At 57.8% G+C, this 21,326-nt stretch carries 17 protein-coding genes; 12 read left to right on the top strand and 5 right to left on the bottom strand.

Annotation, left to right across the window (positions count from 1 at the left end; all coding sequences use genetic code 11):
• Positions 1 to 45: 45 nt before the first annotated feature.
• From GRI41_RS03625 to GRI41_RS03615, 3 genes are read left to right on the top strand one after another with little or no spacing between them, the layout of a single operon-like run.
• Positions 46 to 606 carry a UGSC family (seleno)protein gene (locus GRI41_RS03625; RefSeq protein ID WP_160603411.1) on the top strand — a complete coding sequence of 187 codons (561 nt, stop codon included), beginning with the start codon at positions 46 to 48 and terminating at the stop codon, positions 604 to 606.
• A complete protein-coding gene (locus tag GRI41_RS03620; RefSeq protein ID WP_160603410.1) occupies positions 603 to 1,760 on the top strand; it encodes a hypothetical protein in 1,158 nt (385 codons plus the stop codon). Before GRI41_RS03625 ends, GRI41_RS03620 begins: the two co-directional genes overlap by 4 nt.
• 23 nt (positions 1,761 to 1,783) lie before the next feature.
• Positions 1,784 to 2,575, top strand: coding sequence for an SDR family NAD(P)-dependent oxidoreductase (locus tag GRI41_RS03615; protein WP_160603409.1), 792 nt, complete (start codon positions 1,784 to 1,786; stop codon positions 2,573 to 2,575).
• A 16-nt stretch (positions 2,576 to 2,591) separates the two neighbouring features.
• On the opposite strand, the gene GRI41_RS03610 is transcribed toward GRI41_RS03615, so the two are convergent.
• A complete protein-coding gene (locus tag GRI41_RS03610; RefSeq protein ID WP_160603408.1) occupies positions 2,592 to 3,881 on the bottom strand; it encodes a cytochrome c in 1,290 nt (429 codons plus the stop codon).
• Positions 3,878 to 4,459, bottom strand: coding sequence for a TetR/AcrR family transcriptional regulator (locus GRI41_RS03605; protein ID WP_160603407.1), 582 nt, complete (start codon positions 4,457 to 4,459; stop codon positions 3,878 to 3,880). Before GRI41_RS03605 ends, GRI41_RS03610 begins: the two co-directional genes overlap by 4 nt.
• A gap of 128 nt (positions 4,460 to 4,587) precedes the next feature.
• Here GRI41_RS03605 and GRI41_RS03600 point away from each other — a divergent pair, with 128 nt between their 5' ends.
• The 9 genes from GRI41_RS03600 to GRI41_RS03560 all read left to right on the top strand — a co-directional run bounded on the left by GRI41_RS03600 (position 4,588) and on the right by GRI41_RS03560 (position 17,006).
• Positions 4,588 to 5,802 carry a hypothetical protein gene (locus tag GRI41_RS03600; protein ID WP_160603406.1) on the top strand — a complete coding sequence of 405 codons (1,215 nt, stop codon included), beginning with the start codon at positions 4,588 to 4,590 and terminating at the stop codon, positions 5,800 to 5,802.
• Positions 5,802 to 7,511 (top strand): DUF1588 domain-containing protein, encoded by a 1,710-nt coding sequence (locus GRI41_RS03595; RefSeq protein WP_160603405.1) that lies wholly within the window; start codon positions 5,802 to 5,804, stop codon positions 7,509 to 7,511. The genes GRI41_RS03600 and GRI41_RS03595 overlap by 1 nt, the downstream gene beginning before the upstream one ends.
• Complete coding sequence (locus GRI41_RS03590; RefSeq protein WP_160603404.1) at positions 7,508 to 8,839, top strand: DUF1552 domain-containing protein; 1,332 nt, start codon at positions 7,508 to 7,510, stop codon at positions 8,837 to 8,839. The genes GRI41_RS03595 and GRI41_RS03590 overlap by 4 nt, the downstream gene beginning before the upstream one ends.
• A gap of 209 nt (positions 8,840 to 9,048) precedes the next feature.
• Entirely contained in the window at positions 9,049 to 10,383 is a 1,335-nt protein-coding gene (locus tag GRI41_RS03585; protein ID WP_235901042.1) for an acyl-CoA dehydrogenase family protein, read from the top strand.
• A gap of 20 nt (positions 10,384 to 10,403) precedes the next feature.
• Positions 10,404 to 11,864 carry an MFS transporter gene (locus GRI41_RS03580; RefSeq protein ID WP_160603403.1) on the top strand — a complete coding sequence of 487 codons (1,461 nt, stop codon included), beginning with the start codon at positions 10,404 to 10,406 and terminating at the stop codon, positions 11,862 to 11,864.
• Positions 11,865 to 11,871: 7 nt separating this feature from the next.
• Complete coding sequence (locus GRI41_RS03575) at positions 11,872 to 13,368, top strand: MFS transporter (protein ID WP_160603402.1); 1,497 nt, start codon at positions 11,872 to 11,874, stop codon at positions 13,366 to 13,368.
• 24 nt (positions 13,369 to 13,392) lie between these two features.
• Positions 13,393 to 14,604 carry an acyl-CoA dehydrogenase family protein gene (locus GRI41_RS03570; protein ID WP_160603401.1) on the top strand — a complete coding sequence of 404 codons (1,212 nt, stop codon included), beginning with the start codon at positions 13,393 to 13,395 and terminating at the stop codon, positions 14,602 to 14,604.
• Positions 14,605 to 14,623: 19 nt separating this feature from the next.
• Positions 14,624 to 15,694 (top strand): acyl-CoA dehydrogenase family protein, encoded by a 1,071-nt coding sequence (locus GRI41_RS03565; protein WP_160603400.1) that lies wholly within the window; start codon positions 14,624 to 14,626, stop codon positions 15,692 to 15,694.
• Between the two features lie 4 nt (positions 15,695 to 15,698).
• Positions 15,699 to 17,006 (top strand): MFS transporter, encoded by a 1,308-nt coding sequence (locus tag GRI41_RS03560; protein ID WP_160603399.1) that lies wholly within the window; start codon positions 15,699 to 15,701, stop codon positions 17,004 to 17,006.
• A gap of 5 nt (positions 17,007 to 17,011) precedes the next feature.
• Here the strand turns inward: GRI41_RS03560 and GRI41_RS03555 are convergent, their stop codons facing one another.
• The 3 genes from GRI41_RS03555 to GRI41_RS03545 all read right to left on the bottom strand — a co-directional run bounded on the left by GRI41_RS03555 (position 17,012) and on the right by GRI41_RS03545 (position 21,242).
• Positions 17,012 to 18,244, bottom strand: coding sequence for a TetR/AcrR family transcriptional regulator (locus GRI41_RS03555; RefSeq protein ID WP_160603398.1), 1,233 nt, complete (start codon positions 18,242 to 18,244; stop codon positions 17,012 to 17,014).
• Between the two features lie 68 nt (positions 18,245 to 18,312).
• Positions 18,313 to 20,064 carry a class I adenylate-forming enzyme family protein gene (locus tag GRI41_RS03550; RefSeq protein ID WP_160603397.1) on the bottom strand — a complete coding sequence of 584 codons (1,752 nt, stop codon included), beginning with the start codon at positions 20,062 to 20,064 and terminating at the stop codon, positions 18,313 to 18,315.
• Complete coding sequence (locus GRI41_RS03545; protein ID WP_160603396.1) at positions 20,064 to 21,242, bottom strand: acetyl-CoA C-acyltransferase; 1,179 nt, start codon at positions 21,240 to 21,242, stop codon at positions 20,064 to 20,066. Before GRI41_RS03545 ends, GRI41_RS03550 begins: the two co-directional genes overlap by 1 nt.
• Positions 21,243 to 21,326: the final 84 nt, after the last annotated feature.

Raw genomic sequence — 21,326 nt, 5'->3', positions numbered from 1 at the left:
CTGCCGTTCCGCATCGCGATCAACCGTCACGGGAAAGGCAAAACCATGAGCAGCATCAAAGTTCTCGATCCAACAGCCAATCGGCAAAGCGACAATGCCAGCCCCGGACCCGATGCCGGCCCTCTTGCAGGCAAAAAGATTGGAATCCGCGTCGACCAGATTTGGCGTTGCTGGGACTGGATCAGCGAGAATTGGGAAGCAAAGTTCCGCGCAGCCGGCGCCGAAGTATCCTATTGGCGGTCAACCAACCGGTCAGGGGAGGAAGGCGAAGAACAGCTGCGCTCGCTTGTCGAATGGCTCGATACGCTTGATTGCGCGATCTTTGGCCTCGCCAATTGCGGCTCCTGCACGGGCTGGACAGTGCACGATGCCATCGCTTCGGCAAATGCAGGGCTGCCAACCACAGTCGTCGCCACCCAGAATTTTGAGGAATTTGCTCACGAGCTTTCCGAGCGTGGTGGACGATCGGGAATGCGGGTGCACGTGCTCCCCTACCCGCTCAATGAGCTTTCACGCGCAGAAGTCGATCCGGTTGCGGAGGAGTATTTTGACGGGTTGATCAAAGTCATGGGCGCAAGCATTGGCGAGCAGAAGGCGGCGGCATGACCATTCATAAGATCCGCCCATCCGGTCGCCCTGCCAATGTGCCGCACACGCTGGTTAGCCACGATTGCGGCCCAGAAGCATGCGAAATTGACTGGCTGGTCAGCGACCGAGTCGAAGTCGATGATGACATCTCGGCCTTCACCTCCCTCTCGCTGGAGCAAGGATGGGGAGATGGCCTGCCTTTGGTTCCACCGACCGAAAACAGGGTTCGTGCATTTCTTTCCGAAAACCACAGATATCCTGACAAAGTTATCGGACGGATGCCGGACAGCACAGAATGCACGGTTGAAAAGATCGTGGTGAACGCCGTCATGGCGGGTGCACGGCCAGAGTCGCTCGAGCTGATTATTGCAGCACTTGAAGGTGTGACTCAGCCCGATTTCGAACTTTACGGCGTCAACGCAACAACCGCGTCGGTATACCCGGCATTTGTAGTGAATGGGCCCATCCGCAAGGAACTGGATATCCCCTGCAGCTATGGCTGCGCGGGCGGCGTCGCAACGCAGGCCAACGCCATTGGCCGGGCGATCCGGTTGGTAATGCGCAATGTTGCAGGACAAGTTGCAGGGGTCACTTCGCAGACGACCTTTGGTTCTCCGGGACGTTTGGCAAGTATCGTGATGGGTGAGTTCGAAGAACGTTCCCCATGGGCGCCGCTTGCCGAACGTAGGGGCGTGAGCGGCAATGCCGTAACGGCCATGAACACGATGGGTACTATGAACATTCTCGACACCACTTCGACGGGCGCGATGGCCTTCATCGAGATGATCGGAAAATCGGTCGCCTACCCGGCTGCGAATTGCTTCTCCCCCGCGATGGAATATTCGGAAATGTATATCGGGATTAATCCGATCTGTGCCGATCTGATTGCGCGCGAGATTTCGAATATAGAAGACGTACAGGAAGCAATCTGGAAATTCGCCAAGCTTCCCGGTGACTGGCTTCAGGAACATCACCGCGTTCAAGTCGAAGCACAGGGCCGGATTCGCGAGGACGGCTTTATCTACGCGACGCCGGAGCCCAAGGACATCATCCTGTTTGTTGCTGGTGGCCTTGGCGGGCTGCATGCTCTCGGTCTGCACAGTTTTGGCAGTTCGCTTGCACAAACCCGTGCGCTGGCTACGGTCGACGCAAAGGCTACGCAAGCTGCGTAGCGGTCAGTTTGGAAACTAAGCAGATGGGCAAATTGACCGGGCGTGTCGCGATCGTCACAGGTGGCAGCCGCGGCATCGGTAAAGCGATATCCGAAAAACTCGCCAAGGAAGGCGCACGCATCGTAATTGCGGCGACCACATTGGATGTGGCAGAGGAAGCCACTGGAGCGATCAATGCAGCTGGTGGTGAAGCCATCGCTATGCAAACCGACGTGACTGATTTTGGCAGCGTGAAGCAAACGGTCGAACAGACAATCAACACGTTTGGAAGGGTCGACATCCTCGTCAACAATGCTGGCGGCAGCGCCCGCGGTAAAATGAGCCTGTTCTGCGATTCAGAGGAAGAAACTTGGCGGCATGTCCTCGATACCAACATGATGGGAGTGTTTTACGCCTGCCGATCGGTAATCAATCACATGCAGGAACGCGGAGAAGGTGCAATTATCAATATTGGCTCGGTTGCAGGGATGATCGGACTTGCGAGCCAAGTCGACTATTCGGCTTCGAAAGGTGCGGTTATCGCCTTTACCCAAGCATTGGCGAAGGAAACCGCATCGCGCGGAGTACGCGTCAATTGCGTATCCCCCGGGCCGATAAAGAGCGATGCCATTCGGGACATTCCGCCGGAAATGCGCGACAATCTAGCCTTCCGGCAATTGGTCGACTCGACTGGATTGGGCGATTTTGGTGAGCCCGAGGACATCGCCAACCTTGTTGCTTTGCTCGCATCTGACGAAGGAAAGTTCATCACTGGCCAAAATTACGCCGTGTGCGGTTTGATGAATCTGGGCCTCAACACGCCGCTAGCAGGATAGCGAGCCGTACTTTGTTCTATCGCTGACGCACAACCTGCGAGGCAGAGACCGACGACGCATTGTTGCCGAAATTGCTTCTGAGATAAGTCGCAAGGGCAGCAATATCTTCATCAGAAAGCCGGCGTCCGAACGGCTTCATCTGCGACCGGTCCACCGAAAACGGTGGCGGCGGCAAATCGGGACCGTAGAGTATGACATTGATCAAAGAGCTGGGGTCTTCGGCCTGGATGATGGGGTTTTGTTGTAATGAAACGCCCAACGTAGGATCGCCATCACCTTCCGGAAGGTGACATGTCCCGCAATGGACAGTGTAGACCACCTCTCCATCGTCAACGCCCCAAGACGGCAGTGACAAATCCCACCGCGTCGGGCTCGGTTTTAACTCCGAAAAATAGCGTGAAATGGCTTTCCGGTCGGCTGGTTTCAATTGCCGGGTCGCTTCAATCACTTCGTTCATCGGTCCATGCACAACCGCATGGCGATTGATGCCGGTCGCCAGATATTGGTCCATGTCCTGCTCGGTCCATGTCGGCAGGCCGTGCGCGCCGGGAGTCAGGTCCACTGCAGCCCATTGGCGGTAAGTTCCCCTCCGCGTTGCATCGACATAAGTCCCGCCCTGAAACATGCGGCTCCGGTTCGCATTGCCCAACATCCCGCGCGGTGTGTGGCATTCCGCACAATGCGCCACAGCCTCGACCAGATATGCCCCCTCATTGCCTTCACTGCTAAGCGCAGGGCTGTTCGTGAACGGCCGCGGCGAATGAAACATTCGTTTCCAGAAGTGCAGCAAATCGCGATAGCCGAACGGGAATGACATCTCGTTTTCGCGGTTGCCTTCCGCCACCGGCTCCACAGTCTGGAAATAGAGATATAACGAAGCGATATCGTCATCGGTCATTCGTGAGAACGAGGTGTAGGGAAACGCTGGATAGAGATGTTCGCCCCCGTCCCCGATGCCATGCTTCAACGCGCGATGGAAAGCCGCAAAGCTCCAGCCACCAATACCGTTTGCGTCATCGGATGTAATGTTGGTGGAGTAAATCGTCCCGAAATCAGTGACAAACTTGACGCCGCCGGCATAGGGCGCCCCGCCAGGCACCGTATGGCATGCCGCACAGTTCCCGATTGTGGCAATATATTCTCCGCGAACGGGATCCCCGTCGAGAGATGCCAGCGCTGGGGCACGATCATATGGCAGCGGGCAGAAGAAATACGCAGCGACCCCGCCGGCAAGCACCGCGAGCAGCAACGCGGCAAAGCCAATCCGGCGCCAGCTGGGCCTTGCAAAGCGAACCTTCTTGCTCACGCTCCTTCTGCCCCTTCCGCCACGCAAATGCCCGTCAGGGCGAGCCAGACCTTGATTCTGCTGACCAGAAATGCCTCTGCATCGGATTCCGTCGAAGATCGCCACGCAATCAAGGAACCAGTGACCTGCGCCATGAATGCATTGACAGCATCATCCCGATTGACGGAAGTCTCGGGCATTGCCTTGGCCACCGCATCGCGGACCAAGCGGCCGCGTTCCAGCTCCATCTCGCGCGCTGCCGGATCTTCGATATTTTCACTCAGACGCATCATAAACATGCCGAGCTTGGACTTGCCGCCAACCAGCCGTCCGATCTGACCCGCAATTTCCAGCAAACCCTCCCCCCCGGGCGTGATGTCCCAGCTGGCAATATACCCTGCCATGCGTTTGGTCGCCCGATCATAGACCGCGCATTTTAGTGCGGCCGGGCTATCAAAACGCAGCGTTACAGCCGCGCGAGACAAGCCCACCCGGCGCGAAACTTCCGACACAGAGAAATCCAGAATTCCCTGTTCGGCCATGACCTCGTCGGCTGCCAGAAGAATGGCTTCGTCAGTGACTGAAATCGGGCGTGCCATAAGCATTCCTGTCAACATCAGACGGCGGTGTGCCGCCCCAAATTGCGCCCCTTACTATTGCGGCTTGCAGTTTCTTGCAACCCTGTTAGTAACAGGGGTGTTAGAAATAGATTATCCGGTTCTCCGACATGGCGCACAAAACTGCATCATCCCGCCTATGGCTGTCCGCGATTGCAATCGCGGCGGGGGGAATGGCGGCATGGTGGTGGTGGCCGGATGACAGGATTTCGGCCGAATCGGGCGGTCTCATTCGCGATGGGAACGCCAGCTTTATCGTTACGAAATTTGCTTATGCGTTGGGGCCTGATGCGGTTGGCACCGACAGCTGCCCAAATGGTCCTTCAAAAAACGTGGCTGAAATCTTTTCGGAAACCGCCAATGGCAAACGGCGTGCGGGCGAAACGGACGAAGCCTATGGCGAGCGGATCGAGGCAGGAGGACGCGCAATTTCAAACGCGCCGGACGGCCGCAATTTCTGCGTAAACCCGGAAATCGCTCCTCTTGATCCTAACACCCAAATTATGCTGGATCCCAAAGCGCAAGCGGGCGGGATTGACCTTGATGGCAAGAATTCCCGGTCGAAGTCAGACCTTACCAGCGGCCGGCTCGATTTCGCTGCCGCTGACGGAACCACCGGCGTGGACAACCAATTCTGGCGCGCTGTCGGATGCAACCGTTCCTACCAGCAAGACGGCCCTTCGCGCGGGTTTGAAGAGGGGATGTATGTCGGCGAATGGGGTATATTGATCTCGCTGAGCGGCGTTGACGATCTGGAAAATGACAGCGACGTCGATATCACAATCTCCGCCAATGCCGACCCAATGATGCTCAGCCCTTCGCGCGAAGCGCTGGATTATGGGACCTATTCGCGCGACCGCGAGCCCCGGTTTCGCGGCCAGACCAGCGGTCGGATCGAGAATGGCGTTCTTGTTTCAGAACCGGTCGATGTCCGCTTTCATTATGTCGTCAACGGAATGTATCTTGAACGGCCTCTACGCGAAGCGCGGATCCGCGCCAGATTGTCAGCTGATGGCGTGATGGATGGCTATTTGGCCGGCTATACCGATGTGGTTGAGCTCTATGACTTCCAGTTCGGCTATCGCACAGGGAAGGACGCCGAAGGGAAGCCTTCGGACGAGGCGCGGCGGGTTGGCTCGGCCAATGGCGCAGCGCGGGTTCTTGGCCATACTTGCCAGGGCATGTGGCAATCCTTGCACAAACTGGCCGATGGTCACCCGGACAAGAGCGGAAAGTTCACCAGCATTTCTACGCAATACAAATTTGAAGCCCGCCCCGCTTTCGTTGTGGAGCAATCGGGCAAGAACGCAAAGCAGACCAAGTAATGGCAAATCGCGTTTCATCCTTGATGGCCAATATGCCCATACCGGCGCGGCAATTTGTGGTGTTTGCCATCATGGGCCTGATGTTGGCGTTTGCCGCTGTCATGCTTTTCAGCAGCGACGAACCTGACCCGGAGGGCGGTCCGCCTACGGTGCGCAGATTGACCGAGGAACAATATCGCAATGCGATCGCCGATATTTTTGGCCCGGAAACCGAGATCACCGGACGGTTTGAACGACCATTCCGTTCGCATGGTCTTGTTGCTGTTGGCACCGGAGCCGCCGGTATCTCGCCCTTCGCTGTCGAGCAGTATGAAGTAAGCGCCAGAGGCATCGCAGCCAGCGTCCTTTCGAAGAAACGCCGCGCCGCTTTCCTTGATTGCGGCCCAAAGAACGAAACCGAATTTGATGCCGCATGCGCGCAGAAATTCCTCGGCGAAACGGGCCGGTTGTTGTTCAGGCGCCCGCTTTCGCAGGACGAACTTTCCGGATTTGTCGGGCTGTCGCGAAGCGCCACCGGTCAATTGGGGAGCTTTTATGCCGGGCTCGAACTGGGCCTGTACTCAATGCTGATCGCGCCAGACTTCCTGTTCCGCATCGAACGTGTGGCGGCAGGGAATGACGGCGCAATTGTGGAACTCGACGCCTATTCAAAGGCCGAACGGCTGAGCTTCTTTCTTACAAATGCGCCGCCTGATGCCGAACTGCTCGATGCGGCGGCGAGCGGCAGTCTAGACGGCAGCTGGGGAGTAAGCCGCCAGGTTTCGCGGCTGATGGATTCAGAGCGTTATCCCGAGGCGGTGCGCAGTTTCTTTGCTGACATGCTTGAATTTGATGACTTCGGCGAGACCAGCAAAGACCCGCAAATCTACCCGGCATTCAACTCGGTTGTGGCTGGCGAAGCGCAAGAGCAAACTCTGAAAACAATCGAGGATCACCTGCTGGAAAATCGCGGTGACTATCGCGATCTGTTCACGCTCCGCGACACTTTCCTTACCCGATCGCTCGGGGTGATATACAAAACCCCGATACCCAAGCGGGAAGGTTGGCAAGCCGTCCGATTCCAGCCTGACGCCAATCGCGCCGGCATTCAATCGCATGTCGCATTTCTTGCCTTGCATTCGCATCCGGGCCGATCTTCTCCCACGCTACGCGGATATGCCATGCGCAAGATATTCCTGTGCCAGGAAGTACCTGACCCACCGGCGAGCGTGAACTTCACCGCGATCGAAGAACATGTCGACAAGGCCAATGTCACCGCCCGCGACCGGTTGGACATCCACTCCACCGAGCCATCCTGTGCTGGCTGCCACAAGGTGATGGATCCGATTGGCTTTGCGCTCGAAGCCTATGACGGTGCAGGTTCTCACCGGACTCACGAAAACGGCTCTTTGATCGACCTTTCGGGCGATCTTGACGGTCAGGCCTTCGCGTCGACAAACGATCTTGCAGAAGCATTGCGAAACCATCCCGAAACACCGCGTTGCCTTGCGCAGCGGATGTACACCTCTGCTGTCGGCAGGGATATCACCTGGAAGGAACGCTACTATCTCGATTGGTTGATCGAAGGGTTTGCAGATGACGATTATCAAGTCCCATCGCTCATGGAGCGAATAGCAACCAGCGACAATTTCTTTGCTGTGGTCCGTCCTATGGATCAGCCAGCAAGGCGCGTGGCGAAAAACAATGCCGCAAATGGAGACGGGCAATGAAAAGTCTTACACGGCGGACAATTTTGCGCGGTGCCGTTGGCGGCGCGGCGGTGGGCGTTTCGCTCCCGTTTCTGGACTACATGCTCGACAATAACGGTCAGGCTCTTGCAGCGACCGGACAACGTATCCCGACACGGTTTGGAACATGGATCTGGGGCTGCGGCTTTATTCCGGAGAAATGGATACCTTCCGCCACGGGGTCAAATTTTGCACTCCCCGCGGATTTGGAACCGCTTGCCCCTTACAAGGACAAGATGGCGATCCTTAGCGGATTTGATGTCGAACTCGATGGGGTCGCCAACAAACCCCATATTACAGGCTGCCTTGGGATGCGAACGGGGATCCCCGTGCCCGACACAAATGTGAAAGCGCCCACTCTCGATGTTCTGATCAGTCAGATTATCGGAGGTGAAACGCGTTTTCGTTCGCTCGAAATCAGCAGCTGCGGTCTCGAAAATTCCTATTCCTATTTTTCCGCCGGTTCCCCCAACCCGAGCGAGACTTCTCCTGCAGAACTTTACAAACGGATTTTCGGCGCCGGATTTGTCGACCCCAACTCGGGAACGTTCGAGCCGGATGTAGAAGTCATGACACGCAAAAGCGTGCTTTCGGCTGTTTCCGAAGATCGGCAGCGTTTGATGCGCGAAGTTGGGGCCGCAGACAAACATCGGCTAGACGAATATTTTACCTCGATCCGGCAAATCGAGCAGCAGCTTGAGCTACAGCTTCAGCCGCCTGCCCCGGTAGAAAATTTCTCCCGCCCCGATGCCCCGGATTCGCAAGGCGCCGGATCAGAAATTGGCGACGTCCTCAAGACGCATCGCCTCATGGCAGGGCTGTTAGCGCGCGCGTTGCAGAGCAACCAGACAAGAGTTTTCAATATGCTCTTCTCTGACACCACATCGAATCTGCGACTGCCCGGCGAAACCACTACGCACCACACGCTTACTCACGAGGAACCAGACGATCGCCAGTTGGGCTATCAGAAACAGCACAGCCAGTTCGTTACGCAAAGCATGCTCGGCTGGCGCGATTTTCTGGATGCTTTGTCGGCGATTCCAGAGGGCGACGGCACCTTGCTCGACAATTGTCTGGTACTCGCCCATTCGGACTGCTCAATCGCCAAATCGCATGCAGTTGAAGGCATTCCGGTGATGATTGCGGGCAATGCAGGCGGAAAAGTTCGCACCGGATTCCACATGGCCGGAGGGGGCGATCCCATTTCACGGGTTGGCCTGACCGTTCAGCAAGTGATGGGCGTGCCGGTTGAACGCTGGGGCCATCTGTCGATGGAAACAAACCGCACGATCAATGAATTGCTGACCTAAAGCAACCGGGCCCCCCCTCCCCGGCTCGTTCGCATTTTCAAGAAGACAAGTACGCCTTCGGCCCGAGCATAATCTGTTGCGGAATTCGCAGGCAGTCTCGCACCCCAGCGCTTCGATAGATCGATGTGCCGGGCCAAGATGCATGCGCCAATTGGCGCGCGCAGAAAGTCCTCTCTTGCTCATATCTGAAATCTCGGTATGCTCACCTGATGAGCGCCGAAAAGGTGCCTATGTGGAGAGAGATAGCGATGGCATGGGATTTCGAAACCGATTCTGAATTTCAGGAAAAACTCGATTGGATGGACGAATTCGTTCGCGACAAAGTCGAGCCTCTCGGCCTGCTGGGCATCCACCCATACGACGTAAAAAATCCCAAGAGAAACGAACTTGTCCGGCCTCTTCAAGAGGAAGTGAAGGAAAAAGGACTGTGGGCGTGTCACCTCGGGCCCGAGCTCGGCGGACAAGGCTATGGTCAGGTAAAGCTGGGCCTTATGAACGAGATTCTCGGCGGAGCCACATTCGCGCCGATCGTGTTCGGTTGCCAGGCGCCGGATACCGGAAATGCAGAGATTATTGCGCATTACGGGACAGCGGAACAGAAAACACGGTATCTGGAACCGCTGCTCAATAACGAGATCGTTTCGGCCTTCTCCATGACCGAGCCGCAAGGGGGCTCCGACCCTACCAATTTCGTCACCCGCGCCGAAATCGATGGAAACCACTGGAAGATCAATGGCGAGAAATGGTTCTCGACCAACGGGAAATGGGCCGATTTCCTGATTGTAATGGCGGTGACCGATCCCGATGCGCCGCGTCACGAGCGGATGAGCATGTTCATTGTTCCGGTCGATACGCCCGGCGTGGAGATTGTCCGCAATGTCGGAGTCTATGGCCAGGACAACGGTTCGGAAAGTTACGTCCGTTATACCGATGTGCGCGTCCCCGCCGATCATCTGCTGGGCAAGCAAGGCGGCGCCTTTGCGATTTCGCAGACCCGGCTGGGCGGCGGCCGAGTCCACCATGCAATGCGCACGGTCGGCAATTGCAAGCGCTTGCTCGACGCGATGAGCCGCCGCGCGGTCAGCCGGAAGACACGGACCGGTACCATCGCCGATTATCAGGCCGTCCAGATGCAGATCGCCGATAGCTATATCGAGCTGGAACAGTTCAAGCTGTTTGTCCTCAAAACCGCATGGATGATCGATAAATATCAGGACTATCGCAAGGTTCGCAAGGACATCGCCGCGATCAAGGCGCTGATGCCCAAGGTCTATCACGACATTGCGCACCGCTGCATCCATATTCACGGTTCGCTGGGCGTTTCGAACGAGATGCCTTTTGTCGGCAGCCTGATCGGGTCAATGGTGATGGGCATCGCCGATGGGCCGACCGAAGTGCATAAGGTGACTGTCGCGAAACAGCACCTGCGCGCCTATCGCGATGTCGCGGACCCGATATTCCCCGAATACTCGCTGCTCGAACGCCGTGCGCGCGCGAAGGAAATGTACGACCCGGTCGAGGAAATTGTGGAGGCGGCGGAGTAAGCCGCGTGGCGATTCCGGCCATGAGCCGAGGCCAACGCCTGAGCTACGGCTTTGGCGCTGTCGCGAATGGCGTGAAGAACGCTGCATTTTCCACCTATCTGCTGCTGTTCTACAATCAGGTCCTTGGTGTTCCGGCGGCAATCGTATCGACTGCGATTGCTCTTACTCTCTTGGTAGACGCTTTTGCCGACCCATTCATCGGGCGCTGGTCCGATATGACCCGCTCGCGTATCGGCCGCCGGCATCCTTTCATATTGGGGTCTGCCCTCCCCACTGCCTTTTTCTTCGTCCTGGCATGGTTCCCTCCAACGGGCCTGACCGACTTTCAGATGGGTATCTGGATCTTCGCCCTCGCTTCGTTGACGCGAATTTCGATTAGCGCTTTCGAAATCCCTTCCAGTGCAATGACGCCCGAGCTGACCGAGAATTACGCCGAACGCACCAAGCTGTTCGGATTGCGCTATTGGTTCGGCTATGTCGGGACTTTTGGCTTTACCGCCTTTTCGCTGGCCGTATTTTTTGTCGCCACACCCGAGTATGAGCGCGGCCAGCTCAATCCGGCGGGATATGAGAAGTTTGCCTGGCTTGGCGGTGCACTCATTCTGGTGGCTATTCTTGTGTGCGGTATCGGGACGCTCAAGCGCGTACCGCACCTGCGCCAGCGCGACGAGATTGGCGAAGGGGCAACCCCGCCCTCGCACTTGAAGGAAATGTTCGCTGCGTTCGGAAACCGGGGATTTTTGGCTATCTTCGGATTTGGTGTCCTGAAATATACGGCCATCGGCCTCTATGCCGCGACGACGCTGTATTTCGGCACCTACATATTCAAACTGGAAGCCGACCAGCTTGCGCTCCTAACCTTTGACAGCCTTGTCGCGGCGACTATCGCCGCACCGCTCGCGCCCAAATTTTCGGCTTGGCTCGGCAAGCGAAGAACATCGATGGCGATGGCGATTGGCGGAATAACGTTGGGCCTTTCGCCGCTCATCCTCACCTATTTCGATCTCTTTTTTAAGCCCGGCGACCCGATGCTGGTGCCAACGTTGTTTGTCATCGGCGCGGTCTATGGCGCGATGATTGCGATATCACTGATCAACACATCATCAATGCTGGCCGATGTGGTGGAAGATCACGCGGTAACGACAGGCCAGCATACTGCCGGCGTATTCTTCGCCGCTTCCAGTTTCATGCAGCAATGCTCGGCCGGGCTGGGCATTCTGGTCGCCGGGATTGTGCTCGAACTGTCGAAGTTTCCTACCCAGGTGGCTGTGTCAGAGGTCACTCGCGGAATGGAGAAAAGCCTCCTGATCCACTACATTCCTGCATCGGCTGGACTGTGGATTGTCGGGGCGCTCTTGCTGTTCTTCTATCCTATCACAGAGGCCAAACATCGCGAGAATGTCGAACGGCTGCGGTCGCGCGAAGCGCAAGCTCGTGAGCAGGTCATTCGCGATGGCGCGTTTGGCTCGCCAGCCAGGTAAGAGCCCGATGGTTTCCGACCCGCAAGCCCCCAAACTGGGGATCCCAACCAAGCTGTTCTATGGCTTTGGTTCTGTCGGATACGGGGTCAAGGATGTAGCCTTCCGGTCCTTCCTTTTGCTCTATTACAATCAGGTGATCGGCATTCGCGCCGATCTGGTGTCTTTCGCCATTCTCGTCGCCCTTTGCGTTGACGCGATTTCCGATCCCATCGTCGGCCAATGGTCCGATACATTGCGCACCAAATGGGGCCGCCGTCACCCGTTCATGTTTCTGAGCGCGGTCCCGGCATCGGCCAGCCTTTTGTTCCTGTTCTTCCCGCCAGCCGGGATGAGCGAGGCGCAGACATTCTGGTACATCTTGATCGTCGGCTGCTGCGTGCGGACATTTATCACATTCTTCGAGATCCCGAGCAGCGCCCTCGCCCCCGAACTGACCAGCGATTATGACGAGCGTACATCGGTCGCCAGCTACCGCTATTTCTTCGCCTATCTCGGCGGGATTGGCATGGCGTTCATTACGTTGCTTGTGTTCCTGGCACCTACAGATGAGTACCCGGTCGGCCAGTTAAACCCGGCAGGCTACGAGACATTCGCGATTGTCGGTGCGGCGGTCATGTTCGCGGCAATCCTGATTTCCAGCCTCGGCACGATACACCGGGTAAAGTATTTTCGGATGCCTCCGCAGCCCGAGAAATTGGGGCCGCTGAAAACACTTGGCCAGATGAAAAGCACTTTCGCGCATCGCGGATTTCTGGCGATTTTGGCCTTCGGTACGCTCAAATACACCTCCGTCGGGATGACCTCTGCGCTGAACATCTATTTTGGCACATATCTGTGGGGCTTGAACTCGGCGCAGCTCGCGGTGCTGACGATTGACTCGCTCACCGGCGCGTTTCTGGCGTTGTTTGTCGCGCCGTGGGCGTCACGCAAGTTTGGCAAGCGCAATGCCGCGCTCGGCCTTGCTGTGATTGCTGTGGTTTTCGCCAGCACGCCCTATATTTTGCGCCTCACGGGCAACTTCTTCGACAATGGCGATCCGCTGCTGGTGCCGGCGATCTTCCTGTTTTCGACCATCTTCCAATTATGCGGTGTTTCCTCAGCCGTTTTGACCCATGCGATGGTCGGTGATGTGGTCGAGGAAAGCCAGCTTGTAACCGGGCGCCGCAGCGAAGGTTTGTTCTACGCCGCCAACACGCTGATGCAGAAAAGCACATCGGGCCTTGGCGTGTTTGCGGCCGGCATTCTGGTTTCATTCGTCGGTATCGTTCCGGGCCTTGATCCATCGACAATCGATCCGGCCTTACCGCGTGCGCTTGCCGCGGCTTATGTGCCGTTGCTGGTGGTGCTTTATATCGGTGGGGCTGGCTTTCTGTTTGCTTACCGCATCAACCGGGAAAGCCACCAAGCCAGCGTCGCTGAACTTGAGGAACGAGAGCGCGCATCCGCCGACGGCGCGGATGGCATCGCTGATCCAGAAACCCAACCACATCCAATCAAGCCATAGCCTGACGACTTTAAGGAGAACACGATGGCAAGCCAGAAAGATATTGATCGCACAAGCGACCCGGAGACATTCCGGCAGGAAGTACGGCAATTTATCGCCGAAAACTTTCCTGATGAACTCAAATCCAAAGGAAATGCGCTGGCAGCGGTAGAAGGCCCCGCGACCGAAACCGCCGCGCAGAAATCATGGCGGGAAGCGATGGGCTCTCGCGGATGGGGCACTCCGACATGGCCCGCCGAATATGGCGGTGGCGGGCTGTCCCGCAAGCACGCGGCGATCCTCAATGAAGAACTTGCCAAGGCCAAGGCTCACAATCCTATCGGCGGCATGGGCGTTATGATGTTCGGCCCGACCCTGCTGGAATATGGCAGCGAGGAGCAGAAGCGCGAACATATCCCGCCGATCTGCCGCGGGGAGATCCGCTGGTGTCAGGGCTATAGTGAGCCGAACGCAGGCTCCGACCTCGCCAACCTGCAGACCATGGCTGAGGACAAGGGCGATCATTATCTCGTCAATGGCCAGAAGACCTGGACCAGCGGCGGCCAATGGGCGGACAAATGCTTTTGCCTCGTCCGCACCGATCGGTCGGACAAGCACAAGGGCATCAGCTTCCTTTTGATCGACATGGATTCTCCGGGCGTTGAAGTCCGGCCAATCCAGATGATCAGCGGGATGAGCCCGTTTTGCGAAACCTTCTTCGACGATGTGAAAGTGCCGAAGGAGAACCTTGTCGGTGAAGAAGGCCAGGGCTGGACCATCGGCAAACGCCTGCTGCAGCATGAACGCACCAATCTGTCCGGCGGCGGAAGCATGGCCCGGATGATGGGCGCAAGCCTTGCCGACATCGCCAAACGCTATGTCGAGACAGACAGCGACGGGCGGATCGCGGACGCGGTTTTGCGCGACCGGATCGCCGATTTCGAAATCCGCTGGAACGCTTTCCTCCTCACCGCGCGGCGCGCTGCACAGGAAAGCAAGGCGCAGGGCGGCGTGTCCGAGATCAGCTCTGTCCTTAAGAAAGTGGGCACCAAGCTGGGTCAGGAACGGGCCGAACTGACCATCGAGATCATGGGGCTGCAGGGGCTCGGCTGGGAAGGCGAAGGCTTCACCCAAGCTGAGCTTGCCGGCGTTCGCGGCTGGCTCTTCGGCAAGGCGACCACGATTTATGGTGGCTCAACCGAAATCCAGAACAACATCATCGCCAAGCGTGTGCTCGGCATGCTCGACCACCAATAAACAAGCGGGAGCATCAGAAATGGCAGTTCTCAACGAAGAACAAACAATGCTGCGCGACATGGCGCGCGAATGGACCACCAATGAGAGCCCAGTGACCGAGTGGCGCAAAGTGCGCGCTTCGGGCGATCCGCAGGCTTGGGACGCATCAGTCTATGCGACCATGGCGGAAATGGGCTGGGCCGGAATAATCATTCCTGAAGAGCATGGCGGTTCCGACTTCGGCTGGCTCTCCGCTGGCCTCGTGGTGGAAGAGTTAGGCAAAACGCTCACCGCCAGTCCGCTGATCGCAACGACAATTGCTGCATCGGCAATCGTTTTGGGCGGCAGCGACGCGCAGAAGGCAGAATGGTTGCCAAAGATTGCATCGGGCGAAGTCGTAGCGACGCTGGCGGTGGACGAAAGCCCCCGTCACGCGCCCTCCAAGATCGAAACGACCGTGTCAGGCGGCACAATTTCGGGAACCAAGAAGTTCGTGCACGAGGCGCATGGCGCGCATCTGTTTGTCGTGGCCGCAAAGGACGGGCTCTATCTCGTTCCATCGGGTGACGGCGTTACCCTGCACGATCGCAAACTTGCCGACATGCGCAATCACGCAGATGTCGAATTTGCGGGCGCTGCAGCCGACAAGCTGACCGACGGCGGTGACGATTTGCTCGACCAGGTTCTTGACCGTGCGCGCGTTCTGACGGCTTGCGAAATGCTGGGCATGGCGCAGCAGGTTTTCGATACCACGCTCGATTACTTGAAGCAGCGCGTGCAATTCAGTCAGGTCCTGTCGACCTTTCAGGCATTGCAACACCGGATGGCCGATCTGTTCGCCGATCTCGCGCTCATGCGATCTGCGGTTGAAGGCGGCTTGCAGGCCATAGACGCAGGCTTTCTCACCAGTCAGGCTGCGACGATTGCCAAAGCGGAAGCCAACCGGGTGCTGCATCAGCTCAGCCGCGAAGGCATCCAATTGCACGGCGGTATCGGAATGACCGACGAATATGATGTCGGCTTCTACCTCAAACGGGCGCGCGTGCTGGAATCCAGCTTCGGCAGCACCGGTTTCCTGAAGGACCGCTACGCCAGGCTGAGCGATTATTGAGGGATTGGATTCGCTAGAAGATCCTGACGGCTTGGACACGCCCGCCAGCGCGCAGCACCGCGCGCTGGCGGAGCATGCGCGTTTTGTAGATGAAAATCTGAAGCCGAATTACCGCGCCAACTTCATTCATGGTGTGTTGGGGATGACGGGTTTTCGCCTGATTTACGCCCCGACCATCATTCCCGCCTATCTCTTGCTTCTGACCGGAAGCACGGCAGCCGTCGGTCTGGGGGCCGCCCTGCTCCAGCTTGGCGCAACGATCAGCCCAATTGCCAGCGGTTCACGAATAGAACACCGCAGCCACATCCTTCCCTATGCCATCCGCGTGGGATCAATGATGCGGCTGATGATCCTGGGGCTGGCACTGGCCGGTTTCTTCCTGACCGGTCAGTCGCTTCTTTACGCGACCTTAGCCTGTTTCCTGCTGCTCGGCTTTTTTACCGGCGCGCAGCGGGTCGCTTTCCAGATGCTGATGAGCAAGCTTATCCCCATCCGGCAGCGCGGGCGGCTGCAGGGGTACCGCAATTTCGCTGGCGGGTTGATCGCGGCGGTGCTCGCCTGGGTCGCCGGCAATTACCTGATCGCGGACGAATGGCTCGGCAACGGCTATGCAACAACGTTTCTGTTTGCCTTCATCCTAACAAGCGCGGGCTTGGTGGTTCTGAAGACAATGATCCGCGAACCGGCAGCGCCTGTCTCGCGCCCGCAATTGCCGATGCTGGAGCGGATCAAACAGTTTCCCGAGCTGTTGCAGGACCGCGATTTTGCGTGGTTTCTGGTCGTCCAGTGTTTCTCCACCATGGCACGCGTAGGCGCGCCATTCTGGACAGTCTATGCGGGCATGCAGCTGGGGCTGGACGGCGCACTGATTGGCGGCCTAAGCTTCCTGTTCCTCGGTTCCGACACGATATCCAATGTGCTTTGGGGGCCGATGGGAGACCGCTGGGGTTTCAAGCTCATCTATGTTCTGTCGCTGATCTCTTCGATTGCCGGGGTGGGCCTGCTTTTGGTCGGTGAGACCGAACTCCCGGTCTACGCGGCCTTCGTTCTCCTCGGCATCGGGGGCTCGGGTTGGATGCTGGCATCAACCACCATGGTGCTGGAATTCGGCCAAACGGAGGACACGCCAATGCGCCTCGCTTTCGTCACCACTCTGGAAGGCGCAATTGCCGCTGCCGGACCAATTGTGGCGGGTATACTTATCGCAGCGCAGGGTTTCGTGCCGCTATTCGCGATTGTTCTGAGCGCGCTGATCGCAGCACTGTTGCTGCTGCTGTTCAAGGTCCGCGAACCTCGTAACCGGCCCGCTTGATTGACTCAATCAGGGTCGGCCAGCATGCCCCTGCTCAGCACTGACAGATATGTCTTGATCGCCGTCTCCGGCTGATCGAAGCGCGCAGCCCAGCGGCGGGCTTCGTAAGCGCCGTTCAGCGTCGACATGATGATCTGGCTGGCAACGAGCGGATCGACCGGCTTGACCGAACCATCGACAATGCCATCGATAAGGAACCCGGCAAATCTCCGCGCCAAACGGTTTGATCGCATCACAACATCGGTTTTGTGCGCGCTATCAAGAGCCTGCAACGCAGTCGTGCGGAGCAAGGGCATGGCGTCGAAAAACTGCACATCAATCAGTTCGTTGAGAACACTCGAAAGCCGTGTCCAGTATGACCCTTCGAGTTCCAGTCCAGCCATCTGCACTTTTGATAGACGGTCGTAAGACCGCTGGAAGCACTCCATCACCAGATCGTCTTTCGCGTCGTGATGGTGGTAAAAGCTTCCCTTGGTCACACTCAGCGCTTCGGCGATCCGGTTGACCGAAGCCCCGCGATAGCCGCGCTCGTTAATCATCAACGTCGCCGCACGCAGGAATTCGTCATTCTGCTGGACCGGCATATCGCTGTTGCTCCGCCATGGCCCCTCGCCAAGCTCCAGCGGTGCCCAATCACCTGACTTCGCAGGAATGCCGTGGCACAATATTTCGACGATCTTCTTCTCGACCCGCGGAAAATCGAGATAGGAATAGCGCAAGGACCAGACCGGCCACCACAATATGGCTTCGATCAGGATGTGCGCGCGCGCCGAAAAAAGCGCGCGAGTGGCCTCAGCATCGGGATCACCAAAAAAGGCGCGCACATCGTTCACGACTGCGCGGTATTTCAGCAGCAAATCATCCTGATATTCCTGATCGAGCGAGCGGATTTCCGAAAGCGCGGTGATCAGGCCGCGTTCGCCGCGGCGGATGCGTTCGCGCAAGGCAACGTGCAACGAAACGAACTTTGCTATCCGCTTTTCGACCGTGTCTTCCGCCAAGGCTGCCTCGGCGGTCGCTTTCATCAGCGCAATAGTCTCTTCATAGACCGTGACGATCAGCTCGTCCTTGCGAGGGAAGTAATAGGTTACGCTGGTCGCATTCAGCCCGATCGCGCGCGCGACTTTGGTGAGGGTGGTTGCCTTCACCCCCGTCTCGTTAATCAACACGGAAGCCGCGTGAACGATCGCGCTGCGCTTTTCGCCGTATTTGGTCGTCACGTCGGATTTAGTGGCCATCCGTCTCCCCAATCCAGCGAACCTACATCACGTTGCCATCCCCGCCAACAAAATGCGAAAATCTATCCTCAGAAGAAACTTGCCAGTTCCTTCTTGAGTATTTTCCCGTTTGCGTTTCTCGGCAGTGTCTCTTTCGAAAATACGATGCGGACGGGCACTTTGAACCGCGCAAGGCGATCCGCGACCCATTCCTGCAATTCGGCTTCGCTCGCCTCTGTTCCAGGCGCCAGATGCACCACCGCCGCGGGTTCTTCCCCGAGCTGTTGATGCGGCAAACCGACAAGCGCAGCATCGGTTACCGCCGGATGATCATAAAGAACATTCTCAACCTCGGAGGAATAGATATTCTCGCCCCCGCGGATGATCATGTCCTTCGCCCGATCGGCGATATAGCACCACCCTTCCTCATCGAGCCGCGCAAGATCGCCGGTTTTGACCCAGCCATCGACGAAAGTCTCGCTCGTGGCTTCCGGGTTCTTCCAATAACCCTTCACCACCATCGGTCCGCGCGCCCATAATTCACCGATTTCCCCAACAGGAAGCTCGCGCGAACCATCCTCGCTCATGATCTTGAGATCGGCCACCGCGACTGGCGGGCCGCAGCTGTCGGGGCGGTTGAGATAGTCTTCCGAAGAATGGCCGGTCACTGTGGCCATGGTTTCGGTCATGCCCCAACCATTTCCCGGCAGCGCGCCGAACTCTTCACGGATCTTGCGCACCAGCTCGGGCGCAGCTGGCGCCCCGCCATAAGCAATCGCTTCGATGCTGGAGAGATCATAATTCTTGCGCTCGGGATGTTCGAGCAATTGCCACGCAATCGTTGGAACACCGCCGGTCGAATTGACTTTCTCGCGCTCGATAATCTTGAATGCTTCGACCGGATCCCATTTGTGCATGAACACCAGCGTGTTGCCGGCCACGATGTTGCCCATCAGGCCCGCCGAACAGGCGGTTACATGGAACAGAGGGATAACGGTAAGGCCCGTTTTCGGCACAGGCTCAGGAATGGTCTCGCCGCGCCGCAGGACGGCACAACCGGCATTGTAGCCGCTGGACAGGATATTTGTGCATAGGTTGCGATGCGTGCCGAGTGCGCCCTTGGGCTTACCCGTGGTGCCGCTGGTGTAGAATATCGTTGCATCATCATCCGGTGCGATATCGACATCCGGCAATTCACGCGAAGGCAAATCCGCATAGGTCAGAGGCTGTCCGATTACCGACTCAAGAGCTGCAACGCCTTCGTGCGCAGCCTCGGCTCGGGCAACGAACACCGTCTCCAGAGCTGGGCACTGATCACGATATTCCGCAATTCGTTCCCACCGCTCTTCATCGCAAACCAGCAATTTCGTGCCCGAATTTTCAAGGCCGTAAGCAAGCTCCGGCCCCGTCCACCATGCGTTTAGCGGCACGCAGATCGCGCCGACCGTTACCGCTGCGAAAAAGACGACCGGCCATTCCGGCAAATTGCGCATGGCCAAAGCGACCCTGTCACCTTTCTCAACTCCGCGCGATTTGAACTCGTGCGCGAGCGTGGCGACTGCCCTGAACCAGGCATCGTAAGTGACGCGATCATCTTCATAGATCACGAATTCGCGCTGACCGTGCGACTGGCCGAGGAGTGCGATAGCGCGCAGATTTGGCGGGGCGTTTTTCCACGTGCGCAAGGTAACCCCGCGGATGTCGACCTCTTCCATTTCGAAGCGTTCGCCCGGGGCGGTCAGGATTTCGCGGCATTTGTCGCGGCTGATGGCAGGCCAGCCCTCAGGCGGTGTCCAGCCGATTGCCGATGCGAGATTCGCAGTCTGTGATGCGCTGGCCATTACAGAACCTCGAACAGGCCAGCGGCGCCCATCCCGCCACCGACACACATGGTGACAACGACATATTTCACGCCGCGCCGCCGCCCCTCTAGCAAAGCATGGCCGACGCAGCGCGCGCCGGTCATTCCGAATGGGTGACCGATAGAGATCGAGCCACCGTTTACGTTGAGCCTGTCGTCGGGAAGCCCCAGCTTGTCGCGGCAATAGAGGACCTGCACCGCGAAAGCCTCGTTCAATTCCCACAGCCCGATGTCGTCGATCGACAGATCAAACCGCTTCAGCAGCTTGGGGATCGCGAATACGGGCCCAATGCCCATTTCGTCAGGCTTGGTTCCGGCAACCGCCATCCCGACATATCGGCCCAACGGTTCAAGCCCGCGTGCTTTTGCGATCTCTGCTTCCATCAGCACACTGGCCGACGAACCGTCTGCAAGCTGGCTGGCATTGCCTGCGGTGATTGAATAGCCTTCGCCCATAACCGGATCGAGTTTGGCCAGCCCTTCGGCGGTGGTGCCGGGCCGGTTGCAGTCGTCCATGTCGATGGTGACCTCTTTGCTGGAAACCTCACCGGTCTCGCGGTCTTTCACCTCCATCACGGTCGAAACTTCGATGAGTTCATCAGCGAATTTCCCGGCCTGCTGCGCCGCCGCTGTGCGCTGCTGCGACTGGAGCGAATAGGCATCCTGTTCCTCGCGCGAAATGCCATAACGTTTGGCCACTACTTCCGCGGTTCCGATCATCGGCATGAAGATGTCAGGGTGCATCTTCAGCAGTTCCTCGTCGCGTTCGGGCTTGCCGACATTGTTGCGGATGGCCGTTATCGATTCGACGCCGCCCGCGACGCAGATATCCATCCGGTCGACAATGATCTGCTTGGCCGCAGTCGCAATGGCCATGAGGCCGCTCGAACACTGACGGTCGATAGTCATCCCGGCCACATCAATCGGCAGCCCTGCACGCAGCGCAATCTGGCGCCCCATATTGAAGCCTTGTGCCCCGCCCTGGCTTGCCGCCCCGATCACGACGTCTTCAATTTCTGCGCCGTCCAGCTTGGCCCGCTCGACCGCCGCTTCTACAGAACAGGCGCCCAACCTGACCGGGTGAGTTTTGTTGAATGCCCCGCGGATCGATTTGGCAAGAGGTGTCCTGGCAGTGGACACAATGACGGCGTCACGCATCTTCGAATTTCCTTTCCCATTCACCGATTCGTTGATCGGCGTTTGCTTCAATCTAAACCGCGATTGCACGCTCTAGCAAGGGAT

The sequence above is a fragment of the Pontixanthobacter aquaemixtae genome (genome assembly GCF_009827395.1).
GTDB classification, from domain to species: Bacteria; Pseudomonadota; Alphaproteobacteria; order Sphingomonadales; family Sphingomonadaceae; genus Pontixanthobacter; species Pontixanthobacter aquaemixtae.
This window is presented reverse-complemented; position numbering and strand designations above follow the sequence as displayed.

What these genes read in the sequence shown, in the direction of transcription:
- GRI41_RS03625 (WP_160603411.1), top strand. Translation starts at nt 46, where the DNA reads ATGAGCAGCATCAAAGTTCTCGATCCAACAGCCAATCGGCAAAGCGAC.
- GRI41_RS03595 (WP_160603405.1), top strand. Translation starts at nt 5,802, where the DNA reads ATGGCAAATCGCGTTTCATCCTTGATGGCCAATATGCCCATACCGGCG.
- GRI41_RS03565 (WP_160603400.1), top strand. Translation starts at nt 14,624, where the DNA reads ATGGCAGTTCTCAACGAAGAACAAACAATGCTGCGCGACATGGCGCGC.
- GRI41_RS03600 (WP_160603406.1), top strand. Translation starts at nt 4,588, where the DNA reads ATGGCGCACAAAACTGCATCATCCCGCCTATGGCTGTCCGCGATTGCA.
- GRI41_RS03550 (WP_160603397.1), bottom strand. Translation starts at nt 20,064, where the DNA reads ATGGCCAGCGCATCACAGACTGCGAATCTCGCATCGGCAATCGGCTGG.
- GRI41_RS03555 (WP_160603398.1), bottom strand. Translation starts at nt 18,244, where the DNA reads ATGGCCACTAAATCCGACGTGACGACCAAATACGGCGAAAAGCGCAGC.
- GRI41_RS03620 (WP_160603410.1), top strand. Translation starts at nt 603, where the DNA reads ATGACCATTCATAAGATCCGCCCATCCGGTCGCCCTGCCAATGTGCCG.
- GRI41_RS03590 (WP_160603404.1), top strand. Translation starts at nt 7,508, where the DNA reads ATGAAAAGTCTTACACGGCGGACAATTTTGCGCGGTGCCGTTGGCGGC.
- GRI41_RS03580 (WP_160603403.1), top strand. Translation starts at nt 10,404, where the DNA reads ATGAGCCGAGGCCAACGCCTGAGCTACGGCTTTGGCGCTGTCGCGAAT.
- GRI41_RS03605 (WP_160603407.1), bottom strand. Translation starts at nt 4,459, where the DNA reads ATGGCACGCCCGATTTCAGTCACTGACGAAGCCATTCTTCTGGCAGCC.
- GRI41_RS03615 (WP_160603409.1), top strand. Translation starts at nt 1,784, where the DNA reads ATGGGCAAATTGACCGGGCGTGTCGCGATCGTCACAGGTGGCAGCCGC.
- GRI41_RS03570 (WP_160603401.1), top strand. Translation starts at nt 13,393, where the DNA reads ATGGCAAGCCAGAAAGATATTGATCGCACAAGCGACCCGGAGACATTC.
- GRI41_RS03585 (WP_235901042.1), top strand. Translation starts at nt 9,049, where the DNA reads ATGAGCGCCGAAAAGGTGCCTATGTGGAGAGAGATAGCGATGGCATGG.
- GRI41_RS03575 (WP_160603402.1), top strand. Translation starts at nt 11,872, where the DNA reads ATGGTTTCCGACCCGCAAGCCCCCAAACTGGGGATCCCAACCAAGCTG.
- GRI41_RS03545 (WP_160603396.1), bottom strand. Translation starts at nt 21,242, where the DNA reads ATGCGTGACGCCGTCATTGTGTCCACTGCCAGGACACCTCTTGCCAAA.